Source organism: Scandinavium manionii (genome assembly GCF_024764775.1).
Classification (GTDB): domain Bacteria; phylum Pseudomonadota; class Gammaproteobacteria; order Enterobacterales; family Enterobacteriaceae; genus Scandinavium; species Scandinavium manionii.
The window spans coordinates 661140-674648 of sequence record NZ_JALIGC010000040.1; the positions used below are offsets into that span (position 1 = coordinate 661140).

General features: G+C 55.4%; 11 protein-coding genes. 5 read left to right on the forward strand and 6 right to left on the reverse strand.

Going from position 1 to position 13509, the window contains the following annotated elements:
- Positions 1 to 69 precede the first annotated feature (69 nt).
- From MUU51_RS20870 to ybaK, 3 genes are all read left to right on the forward strand, one after another.
- Positions 70 to 819, forward strand: a complete 750-nt coding sequence (locus MUU51_RS20870; protein ID WP_258968522.1) for a DeoR/GlpR family DNA-binding transcription regulator — start codon at positions 70 to 72, stop codon at positions 817 to 819.
- A 57-nt stretch (positions 820 to 876) separates the two neighbouring features.
- Positions 877 to 1680, forward strand: coding sequence for a TraB/GumN family protein (locus MUU51_RS20875; protein ID WP_258968523.1), 804 nt, complete (start codon positions 877 to 879; stop codon positions 1678 to 1680).
- A gap of 200 nt (positions 1681 to 1880) precedes the next feature.
- Positions 1881 to 2360, forward strand: coding sequence for a Cys-tRNA(Pro)/Cys-tRNA(Cys) deacylase YbaK (gene ybaK, locus MUU51_RS20880; protein ID WP_258968524.1), 480 nt, complete (start codon positions 1881 to 1883; stop codon positions 2358 to 2360).
- Between the two features lie 71 nt (positions 2361 to 2431).
- Here ybaK and ushA read toward each other — a convergent pair whose 3' ends face one another.
- Complete coding sequence (gene ushA, locus MUU51_RS20885) at positions 2432 to 4084, reverse strand: bifunctional UDP-sugar hydrolase/5'-nucleotidase UshA (protein ID WP_159772814.1); 1653 nt, start codon at positions 4082 to 4084, stop codon at positions 2432 to 2434.
- Between the two features lie 174 nt (positions 4085 to 4258).
- Between ushA and MUU51_RS20890 the strand changes: the two genes are divergently transcribed.
- Together MUU51_RS20890 and ybaL are read left to right on the forward strand one after the other, a co-directional pair.
- On the forward strand, positions 4259 to 5479 hold the full coding sequence (locus MUU51_RS20890) for an MFS transporter (RefSeq protein WP_159772811.1): 1221 nt from the start codon (positions 4259 to 4261) through the stop codon (positions 5477 to 5479).
- Between the two features lie 235 nt (positions 5480 to 5714).
- Positions 5715 to 7391, forward strand: a complete 1677-nt coding sequence (gene ybaL, locus MUU51_RS20895; protein WP_159772808.1) for a YbaL family putative K(+) efflux transporter — start codon at positions 5715 to 5717, stop codon at positions 7389 to 7391.
- Between the two features lie 87 nt (positions 7392 to 7478).
- Here ybaL and MUU51_RS20900 read toward each other — a convergent pair whose 3' ends face one another.
- The 5 genes from MUU51_RS20900 to recR all read right to left on the reverse strand — a co-directional run bounded on the left by MUU51_RS20900 (position 7479) and on the right by recR (position 13422).
- Positions 7479 to 8783, reverse strand: a complete 1305-nt coding sequence (locus MUU51_RS20900) for an inosine/guanosine kinase (RefSeq protein WP_258968525.1) — start codon at positions 8781 to 8783, stop codon at positions 7479 to 7481.
- A gap of 76 nt (positions 8784 to 8859) precedes the next feature.
- Entirely contained in the window at positions 8860 to 9822 is a 963-nt protein-coding gene (gene hemH, locus MUU51_RS20905) for a ferrochelatase (RefSeq protein WP_258968526.1), read from the reverse strand.
- A 124-nt stretch (positions 9823 to 9946) separates the two neighbouring features.
- On the reverse strand, positions 9947 to 10591 hold the full coding sequence (gene adk, locus MUU51_RS20910; protein ID WP_110511746.1) for an adenylate kinase: 645 nt from the start codon (positions 10589 to 10591) through the stop codon (positions 9947 to 9949).
- Positions 10592 to 10833: 242 nt separating this feature from the next.
- On the reverse strand, positions 10834 to 12708 hold the full coding sequence (htpG, locus tag MUU51_RS20915; RefSeq protein WP_258968527.1) for a molecular chaperone HtpG: 1875 nt from the start codon (positions 12706 to 12708) through the stop codon (positions 10834 to 10836).
- Positions 12709 to 12816: 108 nt separating this feature from the next.
- Positions 12817 to 13422, reverse strand: coding sequence for a recombination mediator RecR (recR, locus tag MUU51_RS20920; RefSeq protein ID WP_110511713.1), 606 nt, complete (start codon positions 13420 to 13422; stop codon positions 12817 to 12819).
- Positions 13423 to 13509: the final 87 nt, after the last annotated feature.

Here is a 13509-nt window from a genome sequence, read left to right on the forward strand (position 1 = left end):
CTGATGACTTTAAAAACGCTACCATGCATAATCGTGCACAATCAAGAATAATCATGAATGAGGTATGACATGCTCGCCAGCCAACGTAAACAGCAGATCCTGCAGATCCTGACGCGAGAAAAGCAGGTCCATTCCGGTGCGCTGAGTCAGCATTTCGGGATCTCCGAGGACTCCATCCGCCGGGATTTGCGCGAACTGGCGGCCGAGGGTCTGCTGCAGCGCGTGCACGGTGGGGCGCTGCCGATTTCTGATGCCATTGCACCGTTAGAAACGCGCAAAAACGTGCAGTCCGGGAGTAAACAGGCAGTGGCTCAGAAAGCCGTGCAGCTGATCCAGCCCGGCCAGGTTGTGATTCTCGACGGCGGCACCACCACCCACGCGCTGGTGAAACAGTTACCCTTGGATCTGTCGTTCAGCGCCGTGACGCACAGCCCGACAATTGCCGTTGCGCTGGTGGATTTTCCAAAGGTGGAGGTGATTTTGCTCGGCGGTGTTCTGTTCCGGCATTCGGTAGTCACGATGGGAGCGGCCATGCTTGAATCACTCGGTCGAATCAATGCTGACCTGTTTTTTATGGGCGTGACCGGCGTCCATCCGAGTGCGGGTTTCACTACCGGCAATTACGAAGAAGCCTGCGTGAAGCGCGCGCTGGCCGGGCGTGCGGCCGAAACGGTGGTGATGGCGTCGCAGGAAAAGCTGAGCAGCGCGTCGGCGTTCGCCATTGGCGAACTCAGCATGGCGAGTACGCTTATCATGGAACATTCGCTGGATAAGGAGTTGCACACCGCCTGCCAGAAACAGGGGCTGGCGGTGATTTAGGCATTGAGCGCCCAACCCTGACGCGTTAGCATGATCCTTTATCTTCGCGGAGCGCGTATGGGACTGTTTCAACGAATAAAATCTTCACTGTGCGCCCTGTTCCGCGGCCGTTACACCTGGCCCGGCATGGACATCACGCTGGCAGGTGGGCAACAGCTGCACCTGGTCGGCAGCATTCATATGGGCACTCGCGATATGTCGCCGCTCCCCCCGCGGTTGATCAAACTGATTCAGCAGGCCGATGCGCTGATCGTCGAAGCCGATATCACCGGCAGCGAGACGCCGTTTCGTGATCTCCCAGCGTATCCACCGTTGCGTGAGCGTCTGAGTGAAGCCTGTTTTCAGCAGCTGGAAAAGCTGACCGATGAGCTCGGGCTTTCCGTAGCGCTGTTCGACAGCCAGCCGCTGTGGCAAGTAGCGATGGTGCTGCAAGCCACGCAGGCACAAAAGCTGGGTTTACGTCCTGATTACGGGATTGATTATCAGCTGTTAAATACCGCGCGGGAAGCTAACCGTAAGGTCATCGAACTGGAAGGGGCTGAGAGCCAGATAGCGCTACTGCGTGATATGCCTGACAACGGGCTGGCGCTGCTGGAAGATACCCTGACCCACTGGCACACCAATGCACGTTTGCTGCAAGTGATGATTGGCTGGTGGATGGAGCAGCCGCCGGGCGAAACACCGTCGCTGCCGAATACTTTCAGCCACTCGCTGTACGACGTGTTGATGCATCAGCGAAACCTGGCCTGGCGAGAAAAATTGCACACGTTGCCGCCGGGGCGCTATGTGGTTGCCGTCGGGGCACTGCATTTATACGGGGAAGGAAATTTGCCGTCGATGCTGCGATCAACGCGTAAATAAAAAAGTGGCCAATATTTCTATTGGCCCGTCAAAGAGGAATTTCATCGTTATTATTATCCCGAAGTTCGCACTTCGGATCCTCAGATTGTCGCTCAAAGTCAGCATCACTGCCAACACTATTGCGCAAGATAGTACTATTTTTTCGACAATCTTCAGGCGTATGCTGGCCCCAGTTCACCCCGGTTGTAAGAAGGATGGTTATGACTCCCGCCGTTAAGTTACTCGAAAAAAACAAGATCTCTTTCCAGATCCATAGCTACGATCACGATCCAAATGAAACCGACTTTGGCGATGAAGCCGTGCGTAAACTCGGCCTGAATGCGGACCAGGTTTACAAAACACTTTTGGTCGCGATGAATGGCGATATGAAGCATCTGGCCGTCGCCGTGACCCCCGTCGCGACGCAGCTGGATTTGAAAAAAGTCGCTAAAGCATTGGGCGCGAAGAAAGTCGATATGGCCGATCCGATGGTCGCCCAGCGCATCACCGGGTATCTGGTGGGCGGCATTAGCCCGCTGGGGCAGAAGAAACGCCTGCCGACGCTGATTGACGCTCCAGCTCAGACTTTCGAGACGATTTATGTTTCTGGTGGAAGACGCGGGCTGGATATTGAATTAGCGGCGAGCGATTTGGCCAAAATGCTAGATGCGAAATTTGCGGATATTGCGCGACAGGATTAATGCCCCAAGAAGGCGTCGGCCCGGTCAGCTTGCGCCGCCAGACCGACAAAACAGTTCTCTTCAAAGACAACTTACTGCCAGCTCACTTCCCCTTTCGGTTCATAAGCATTCACATCTAGCGGTGAGTTCTGCTCAACATATTGTTTCAGCACTTCGGCATCGATAAACCCGGTATTCACATAGCCAGGTTTGCTGTCGATATGCGGATAACCATCACCGCCAGTGGCGTTAAAACTCAGCGTCGCCATACGGTAGGTTTTGTTCGGGTCAATCGGCTCGCCTTTGATTTTCAGGTCGTTCAGCTGACCGCCTTTCGCCACAAAACTGACGTTTGCAAACTGCGGATATGCCCCTGAATCCGGCTTCATCTGCGCGACCGCCGTCAGATAATCCGTCACGTCTTTGCCAGTCATGTCGACATACACCACCACGTTGCCGAACGGCTGCACTTTCAGCACGTCTTTGTAAGTGATTTTGCCCGCTTCGATGGAATCGCGGATCCCGCCGCCGCTCATTACCGCAAAATCAGCGTTAGTGCGCGCCATTTGCGCCGCCAAAATCAGATGCCCCATATTGGTTTGCACGAAACGCACTTTGCTGCGATCGCCTTCAAGATGGCCATTCACGTCACCCACTTTCACGCCCAGCTGTGCTTTACCTTTATTCTGGAACGGCGTCAGCAGCGAGAGCATCTGCGGGTTTTCCGGGATCTGCGGGGTATAAAGTACGCGCTCACTTTGCCCGTTATCGTAGGTCACCTTTTTCTTCAGGTTGACCGGGATAAGCTGATAATGCACCAGCTTCATCTCGCCATTGCGGAATTCGAAATCTGCGCGGCCCACGTATTTGCCCCATTCATGGGCTTGCACAATCCAGATGCCGTTTTGCTTATCCGGCGCGCACGGTGTGCCCGGCACGTAATCGACCTGCTTTTTATTCTCTGACGCCATGCAGACCGGGTCCTGTGAGTGACCACCCACAATCATCGCTAATGAACCGGCTGGCAGGCTGCGCGCCATTTCCACATCACCTGGTGCGTTCGAGCCATGATTGCCGTTGTCATAGTGGCCCATATGGGTGGCGGCCAGGATGACGTCCGGTTTCTGCGTTTGCTGCAGCTCCTGAATCACCAGCTTCGCTTCTTCAGCCGGATTACGGAATTCGATATCGGTGAAGTTTTCCGGGTTACCAATTTTAGCGGTGTCGTCGGTGGTTAAGCCAATCACCGCAATTTTCAGTCCCTGACGGTTAAACAGCGCCCACGGTTTGAACAGGCGTTCGCCGGTGCTTTTCTGGTAAATATTGGCGGACAGGAATGGGAACTTAGACCATTTTTCCTGCTGACGCAGCACCGACAGCGGATTGTCGAACTCATGATTGCCGACCGCCATCGCGTCGTAGCCGACCAGATTCATACCGCGGAAATCGGGCTCAGCATCCTGCAAATCAGATTCCGGTACGCCGGTGTTGATATCACCGCCCGACAGCAGCAGCACGCTGCCGCCTTCAGCTGCCACTTCTCTCCTAATACCGTCCACCAGCGTCTTTTGCGCCGCCAGGCCGTATTCTCCGTATTCACTGCGCCAGAAATGGCCGTGGTGGTCGTTGGTATGCAGGATGGTGATTTTGTAGGTTTTATCCTGCTCATACGCCTGCACTTGCAGGCTGGTCAGCGACCATGCTGCCAGCATTGCCAGCGCCACACCGCGTTTCAAACATTTCATGACTCTCTCCCTGACTAAATGACAAGTGCAGAAATTACAATGAGTAACAAGCATAGACAAATATGTTTTCAGAATTGAGACTTTCTTCAAACGTCCGACACCGTTATCTTAGTCTGATAATTATTACAGAGTCGATTTTCCCCAACGTCGCAATCAACTACTTAAGTGAAATCTATGGCAATCAGTGAAACCAGTCCGACGCTGTCAGGCCCGTCTGCGCCACCGCAAAAGGCCAGAACCTCCTTTGGCATTCTGGGCGCAATCAGCCTTTCCCATCTGCTAAACGATATGATCCAGTCGCTTATCCTGGCGATTTACCCTCTGCTGCAATCGGAGTTCTCTCTGACCTTCGTGCAGATCGGGATGATAACCCTGACCTTCCAGCTAACCTCTTCGCTATTGCAGCCGGTGGTCGGCTACTGGACCGATAAATACCCGATGCCGTGGTCGCTGCCGATTGGCATGTGCTTTACCCTGAGCGGGCTGGTGCTGCTGGCGATGGCGGGCAGTTTTGAAGCCGTGGTACTTGCGGCGGCGTTGGTCGGGACCGGTTCATCGGTGTTCCATCCGGAATCTTCCCGCGTGGCGCGCATGGCCTCCGGTGGGCGTCATGGCCTGGCGCAGTCTCTGTTCCAGGTCGGTGGCAACTTCGGTAGCTCGCTGGGTCCCTTGCTGGCGGCACTGATTATCGCGCCCTACGGCAAAGGGAACGTGGCGTGGTTCGTGCTTGCCGCGCTGCTGGCGATTGTGGTTCTGGCACAGATCAGCCGCTGGTACGCCGCTCAGCACCGGATAAACAAGGGCAAACCGGTCGCGAAAATTGTTAATCCGCTGCCGCGCAACAAAGTCATACTGGCTGTGAGCGTCCTGTTGCTGCTGATATTCTCGAAATACTTCTATATGGCGAGTATTAGCAGCTATTACACCTTTTATCTGATGCATAAATTCGGATTATCGATCCAGAATGCGCAGTTTCATCTGTTTGCCTTCCTGTTCGCGGTGGCGGCTGGGACCGTGATTGGCGGGCCTGTCGGTGATAAGATCGGACGTAAATACGTAATTTGGGGTTCTATCCTTGGCGTTGCGCCGTTTACGCTAATTTTACCTTACGCAACACTGGAATGGACCGGGATTTTAACGGTGATCATTGGATTTATCCTCGCCTCGGCGTTTTCCGCCATCCTGGTGTACGCTCAGGAGCTGTTACCGGGCAGAATCGGCATGGTTTCTGGGCTATTCTTCGGCTTCGCATTCGGGATGGGTGGCCTTGGGGCCGCAGTTCTGGGGGTGGTTGCCGACCATACCAGCATCGAAGAAGTCTATAAAATCTGTGCTTTCCTGCCATTACTGGGGATGTTGACCATATTCCTGCCTGACAATCGTCATAAAGCCTGATTTTCTGGCCGTCAGATTGAAACTTTGACGGCCATTTCCCTAAGGTTTATCAGTCCTCTCCTCTCATGAGTCCCTTTCTTTTCCCATCTGGGTGCTTTTTACGTCAAATTCCTTTTTTATTATAAATTCAACAATTATTCATAAACAGAATGGTTGAAATTGTCATAAACTATTACTCGGTTTTTTGGCTTTTTTAGGCCAGAAATGGAACCCAGCAGCCACGAAAGGAGACGGAATGCATCACGCGACACCGCTAATCACCACCATTGTAGGGGGGCTCGTCCTCGCCTTTATCTTCGGCATGATCGCCAACAAGCTGCGTATTTCTCCTCTGGTGGGCTATTTATTGGCCGGCGTGCTGTCAGGACCCTTTACCCCCGGCTTCGTGGCCGATACCAAACTTGCCCCTGAACTGGCGGAACTCGGCGTAATTTTGCTGATGTTCGGCGTGGGACTGCATTTCTCGCTGAAGGATTTGATGGCGGTAAAGACCATCGCCATTCCCGGCGCTATTGCACAAATTGCGGTCGCCACGCTGCTGGGTATGGGGCTTTCAGCAGGATTAGGCTGGTCGCTGATGACCGGCATCGTCTTTGGCCTGTGTCTCTCTACCGCCAGTACCGTGGTGCTGCTACGCGCGCTTGAAGAGAGGCAACTGGTCGACAGCCAGCGAGGGCAAATTGCCATTGGCTGGCTGATTGTCGAAGATCTGGTGATGGTGCTGACGCTGGTGATGCTGCCTGCGATTGCCAGCATGACTGAGCAAGGCGACGTGGGCTTCGCTACGCTGGCGCTCGACTTAAGTCTGACCATCGGCAAAGTTATCGCCTTTATCGCCGTGATGCTGCTGGTAGGCCGCCGTCTGGTACCGTGGATTTTAGCTCGCAGCGCTGCCACCGGTTCTCGAGAACTGTTCACCCTGTCGGTGCTGGCACTGGCGCTGGGCATTGCCTTTGGCGCGGTTGAGCTGTTCGACGTCTCCTTCGCCCTCGGCGCATTTTTCGCCGGTATGGTGCTCAACGAATCTGAACTCAGTCATCGCGCCGCGCACGATACACTGCCGCTGCGCGATGCCTTCGCGGTGCTGTTCTTTGTCTCCGTCGGGATGTTGTTCGACCCGATGGTGCTTATCGAGCAGCCGCTGGCGGTACTCGGCACGCTGGCAATTATCGTCTTCGGTAAGTCGGTCGCCGCGTTTGCGCTGGTTCGCCTGTTCGGGCATTCGCAGCGCACCGCCTTAACCATTGCCGCGAGCCTGGCGCAGATCGGTGAATTCGCATTCATTCTTGCCGGCCTCGGTATGGCGCTGGGGCTGCTGCCACAGGCCGGACAGAATCTGGTGCTGGCGGGTGCAATCCTGTCGATTATGCTCAATCCGGTGCTGTTTGCGTTGCTGGAAAAATACCTCGATAAAACCGAAACCCTCGACGAACAGACCCTCGAAGAAGCGATTGAGGATGAAAAGCAGATCCCGGTGGATATCTGTAATCATGCGCTGCTGGTTGGCTTTGGCCGCGTCGGAAGCCTGCTGGGCGAGAAGCTGATGGCCCAGGGCATTCCACTGGTGGTGATTGAAACATCACGTACCCGGGTCGATGAACTGCGCGAGCGCGGCATTCGGGCGGTGCTAGGCAATGCGGCGAGTGAAGAGATTATGAATCTGGCGCATCTTGATTGCGCGCGCTGGCTACTGCTGACGATTCCGAATGGCTACGAGGCGGGCGAGATTGTCGCGTCGGCCAGAGAAAAATGCCCGACCATTGAGATTATTGCCCGCGCGCATTACGACGATGAGGTGGATTACATCACCGAGCGTGGCGCGAACAAAGTAGTGATGGGCGAGCGTGAGATTGCCAATACGATGCTGACGCTGCTGGAGAAACCGGCAGTGGACGAAGCGGTAACGGGATAAGGCCCCGTAGACACGGTCAGCCCACCGGCTGTCTAACGTAAATGCCCGACGGCGCGTTGCTTGTCGGGCCTACACGACCTACATTGCTTACCGATCCCAGTAAGACTCTTCCAGACTGTCTTCCCGCTCCGGTAGCCCCCGCGTCAGACGCGGAGAATGCTGGTTCAGCACCTGATAACTCACGCGATTGGCGTATTTACACACCTGCGCCAGCGAGGAATAAGTCAGCCATGTGAACGCGTGTTTGCTGGAGTTCGGTACGTTGCTGCGGTGGAAATTATTCGCCGTGATGTCATGCAGCAACGCCGCCAGCGCGCCGTCGCCCGCACCATTGGTGTTCATGATTTTCTCCGGACCGCCCATGTACGGGGCGATGTGGGAGTAAATACGCAACGGCTGCTGACAGTCTTTGTGACGCATCGCACGGCTGAATTCATACTGGTTAAATTCGGCAATCGCCCCCGGCAGCAGCGGATGCTGTGTCAGACGCTTTTTCTCTTCTTCGGTGAAGCCCGCCATGTACAGCCCAACCGGGCCTGCGGTGCAGAGCACTAAATCGACCCAATCCAGCGCTTTGTCAGACGCCAGCAGCGGGTCGGCAATGCCGGTCAACGCTTCGGCTTCTTCTTCGTTCATCGCCAGAATCGAGACGTTTTCTTTGAGGAAAGACTGCCACCAGGCAGGATCGTCGGCAATGACGTATTTGGTTCCCAGCGTCAGCACCACCGGCACGTCATGCTTTTTGGCGTATTCCACCGCTTTCATGGTCGCATCACGCATCGGTTCGCCGGGCTTGCAGCGCACCAGATATGAGGTCAGCACCAGCGCCGAAGCGCCCGCAATCACCTCTTCCGGAATGCTTTCTGCGTGCAGCCGGTTCATGTGGCCGGGGCTAATCGCAAAGGTGCGCTCGCCGCTGTCGCTGATAAGCGTGAAACAGCGGCCAATTGGGCCATCTACGCCCTGCAGGTAGTTAAGGTCGGTGCGGCTGGAGGTGTTGCAGAGATAACGATAGGCGTAGCCGCCGATTTCGATGTTGCTGCACATCACGCCGAGCAGGATCGAACGGTCGTCGGCCAGCACCGAGTAGTTGTGCATGGTGTTGCCGATGGTTCCGCCGGCAAACTGATGAGTAATCAAGTCCTTACTCACCAGTTCCTGATAAAGCGCTTCCGCTACATCGTCTTCGATCACCAGCGAATGACCGCTGCTCAGGCCGTAACGGGCGACAAACCCGTCATCCACTTTGGCTTCGATATCCACCAGCGTCTGATCGATACCGACCACCCATGAAGCACTGTTTTCAGTTTCAGGCTGGATCTGCTGCAACAGCGGGTCGCGGGCGTTTACGGGGAAGTAATGTTTGGATTTGCGTTTACCGGGAAATTTCATGGGATGCAGTCAGGTGGCTGTGAATAAGCGGAGAATAGTAGCATATTCTCCGCCCGTTCGCTCTCTGACTGCGGGCCTAGCGGTGGGGAGCGGTCAGATTGACCATCATTTCAATGTGTTCAGCCGAAGCATTTAGCGCAGGAATATATTCATACTTTTTGCCACCGGCTTCCAGGAAGAACTCTTTGTTCTGCACTGCGATTTCTTCCAGGGTTTCCAGACAATCAGCCGAAAAGCCCGGACACATCACTTGCACATGCTGCACACCTTTCTCACCGAGCATTTTCAGCGTGGCGTCAGTGTACGGCGTTAGCCACGGTTCACGGCCAAAACGCGACTGGTAGGTCATCATCACTTTGTCAGGTGAAATGTCGAGGGCCGAAGCCAGCTCGCGGGTGGTATCGCGGCAGCGCTGCGGATAGTCATCGCCTTCGTCAGCGTAGCGCTGCGGAATGCCGTGATAGGAGAGCAGCAGCACGTCCGGCTCACCGTGTTCGGCAAACGAGGCTTTTGCGCTGCTGACCAGCGCCTGGATGTAGTCGTCATCGTCGGCGTAATCACGAATAAACGAGACGCCGGGAATGTAACGTTTGGTAGCTAAAATTCGGGCCAGTTCATCCCACACCGCCGCGACGGTCGAACAGGAATACTGTGGGTACAGCGGCAGGACGACAATGTGATCGACGTTATGGCTCAACAGCTCTTCCACCGCGCTTGCCAGCGATGGCGAGCCGTAGCTCATGCCGAGCACTACCGGCGTGTCCGGTAAGCGCTTAGCCAGCGCCTGCTGCTGCTGACGGCTGTACACCATCAACGGCGAGCCTTCGTCCATCCACACGGACTGATAGAGTTTCGCCACACGCGGTGAGCGCAGCGGCAGAATAACGCCGCGCAAAATCGGCCACCACAGGGCGCGCGGAGTATCGACGACGCGTGAGTCGCTAAGGAACTGGCGCAGATAGCGTTTAACCGCTTGCGGGGTGGGTGCATCGGGCGTGCCGAGGTTAGCTAACAGAATGCCGGTTTTCGTCTGACGCATTGCCGCCTCTTAGTCGTTAAATGGCTGATAATTGTAGCCGAAACGGCGCAGAGAAGTATCTATTGGTGTGAGAGGTAAGATGAGAAATTTTCTCACCCGGGAGCCGGGTGAGAGATCCAACGGATTAACCGAGGATTTTAGCCAGTTCAGCGCGAACGTCAGCCACGGCTTGGGTGCCGTCAACTTTGGCATACTTAGTGTTGCCAGCCTGCGCTTCTTTGGAGTAGTAGCCGATCAGCGGCGCGGTCATCTGATGGTATTCCACCAGGCGCTTACGCACGGTTTCTTCCTGATCGTCTTTACGGGTGGTCAGCTCTTCGCCGGTCACATCATCTTTCCCTTCCACTTTCGGTGGATTGAATTTGATGTGGTAAACGCGGCCAGAAGCGGCGTGTACGCGACGACCGATGATGCGGTCAACGATCAGCTCGTCCGGTACTGCGAACTCCAGCACGTAATCCACGTTGATGCCCGCTTCTTTCATGGCATCAGCCTGCGGAATGGTGCGTGGGAAGCCGTCGAGCAGGAAGCCGTTACGGCAGTCTTCTTGCGCAATGCGCTCTTTCACCAGGGCGATAACCAGTTCATCCGTCACCAGCTTGCCAGCGTCCATGATGTCTTTCGCCTGTTTGCCGAGCTCAGAGCCTGACTTCACTGCGGCACGCAGCATGTCACCGGTGGAGATTTGCGGAATACCGTACTTCTCCATGATGAACTGCGCCTGAGTTCCTTTACCCGCGCCCGGAGCGCCAAGCAGAATAATACGCATCGCGAAAATCCCCTCAAATGTCGTTTCAATTTTCAAAAGCGCTAAACGATACCACCAGACGGCGGCTCGCTCAAGGAAGGCGGGCAGGCTGAAACGGTTAACGGCGGGATTTATTCGGGTCTGGTCAGGATCCCTGTGCTCAAAAAACAAGTAGGCCCGGTAAGCTTTGCGCCACCGGGCATCAAACATCATTGCCCGGCGGCGCGTGGCTTGCCGGGCCTACGCAGAGAATGGTTTATCGATTAAGAAACCAGTAACTGGTTCATTCGTTTGATAAACAGGTTTGGATCTTCCAGCGTGCCGCGCTCGGCAAAGAGCGCCTGATCCAGCAGCAGTTCAACCCACTCGCCAAACTTGCCGTCATCCTGCGTATCAGCCGCACGTTTTACCAGCGTGTGATCCGGATTCAGTTCAAAGATGTACTTCACTTCCGGTACGCTCTGGCCCGCCGCCGCAAACAATTTCGCCATCTGGGTGCTCATCTCGTCGGCTTCGGTGGTGACAATCGCTGGCGTGTCGGTCAGACGGTGGGTCAGACGCACCTCTTTCACGCGCTCGCCCAGCAGGGTTTTCACGCGGTCAACGAACGGCTCCAGCGCTTTTTCCGCTTCTTTGGTGCTGTCATCCACGTCGTCTGTCAGCTTATCCAGCGACTCGTCGGCTTTTGCCACCGACTGGAATGCTTTGCCGTCAAACTCGGTCAGGTAGCTCATCATCCATTCGTCGATGCGATCGGACAACAGCAACACTTCGATGCCTTTCTTACGCAGCAGTTCCAGATGCGGGCTGCTCTTCGCCGCGGCGTAGCTATCAGCGGTGATGTAATAAATCTTCTCCTGCCCTTCTTTCATGCGGGAGACATACTCTTCCAGCGACACGGTCTGCTCGGAAGAATCGGTATGGGTAGACGCGAAGCGCAGCAGTTTGGCGATAGTCTGCTGGTTGGCGTTATCTTCCGCCGGGCCTTCTTTCAGCACCAGGCCGAACTGCTTCCAGAAGGTCTGGTATTTTTCAGCGTCGTCTTTCGCCAGTTTTTCCAGCATCTGCAACGCACGCTTACTCAGCGCAGTACGCAGGTTGCGGGTGACAGTGCTGTCCTGCAGGATTTCTCGGGAAACGTTCAGCGGCAGATCGCTGGAATCAATCAGGCCACGGATAAAGCGCAGGTAGTTCGGCATGAACTGCTCGGCTTCGTCCATGATGAACACGCGCTGCACGTACAGTTTCAGGCCGTGCTTATGGTCACGGTTCCACATATCCCACGGGGCCTGCGCCGGGATGTACAGCAGGCTGGTGTATTCCTGCTTACCTTCCACGCGGTTGTGGCTCCAGGCCAGCGGGTCGGTAAAGTCGTGGGCGATGTGTTTGTAGAATTCGTTGTATTCGTCGTCTTTGATTTCAGACTTGTTGCGCGTCCACAGCGCCTGGGCTTTGTTGATTTTTTCCCATGACACAACGGTTTCGCCGTCAACCTCTTCGGTTTTCTCAATCTCAACCGGCAGTGCGATGTGATCGGAGTATTTGCTGATGATAGAGCGCACACGCCAGTCGTTGAGGAAATCGTCTTCGCCTTCGCGCAGATGCAGGGTGATTTCGGTGCCGCGATCGGCTTTGGTAATGTCGGCCACGGTGTATTCACCTTCGCCTTCGGATTCCCAGAACACGCCGTTCTCGGCGCTGTCGCCTGCCGCACGGGTGCGCACAGTGACTTTATCCGCCACGATGAACGCCGAGTAGAAGCCGACGCCGAACTGACCGATCAGCTGGCTGTCTTTTGCCTGGTCGGAGCCCATGGATTGCAGGAAGGCTTTGGTGCCGGATTTGGCGATGGTACCGAGGTGATCAACCACGTCGTCGCGGTTCATGCCAATACCGTTATCGGCGATAGTCAGGGTGCGTTTTTCCTGATCGAACGAAACGCGCACGCGCAGTTCGCCCTCACCTTCATACAGGGAGGCGTCAGACAACGCGCGAAAACGCAGCTTATCCGCCGCATCGGAGGCGTTAGAAATCAGCTCGCGCAGGAAAATTTCTTTATTGGAGTAGAGCGAGTGGATCATCAGGTGCAGAAGCTGTTTCACTTCTGACTGGAAACCGCGAGTTTCTTGTCCTTTCATCGGAAAATTCCTCAATGCCAATTAAATAGAATAAAAAAGCGTTGAGGGGGAGATGGGGCTGAGGGCGGAACTTTTCAAGCGAGAGAACGCGATTGTCCTCCCGATTGGTTAAAAACGAATCTTGTGGCGGCCGGCAAGGGAGTGCGACAGCGTGGTGCCATCGACCATTTCCAGTTCGCCGCCGACCGGCACGCCGTGCGCGATACGGCTGGCTTCTACGCCATATTGCCCGCAAAGTTCAGCGATGTAGTTGGCGGTCGCCTCCCCTTCCACCGTCGGGTTGGTGGCGAGGATCACCTCTTTCATCTGTTCGCTGCTCAAACGCTCTTCGAGCCTGTCGAGGCCGATGTCATCCGGGCCGATACCGTCGAGTGGTGACAAATGGCCCATCAGCACGAAGTAACGCCCGGAGAACTGCCCGGTTTGTTCGATGGCGTAGATATCCGCTGGACTCTCGACCACACAAAGCTGGCCGTTTTCCTGACGACGCGGGTTCGAGCAAATGTTACACACGTCCTGCTCGGTGAAGGTCCGGCAATCAGCGCAGTGGCCAATTTCAGACATTGCCCGAGTCAGCGCCTGCGCCAGGCGCATTCCACCGCTACGATCGCGTTGTAACAAGGTAAACGCCATGCGTTGGGCAGACTTCGGACCCACGCCTGGCAGGCAGCGGAGGGATTCCATAAGGGCGGTAAGTAAAGGACTGGTTTGCATTGCTCAGACTTCTAAAAAAAGAGTGGGCCATAGCCTAACATTAGCCCCAGCGACGGGTATAGAAAAAGATACGTCTCTGTGCGATCC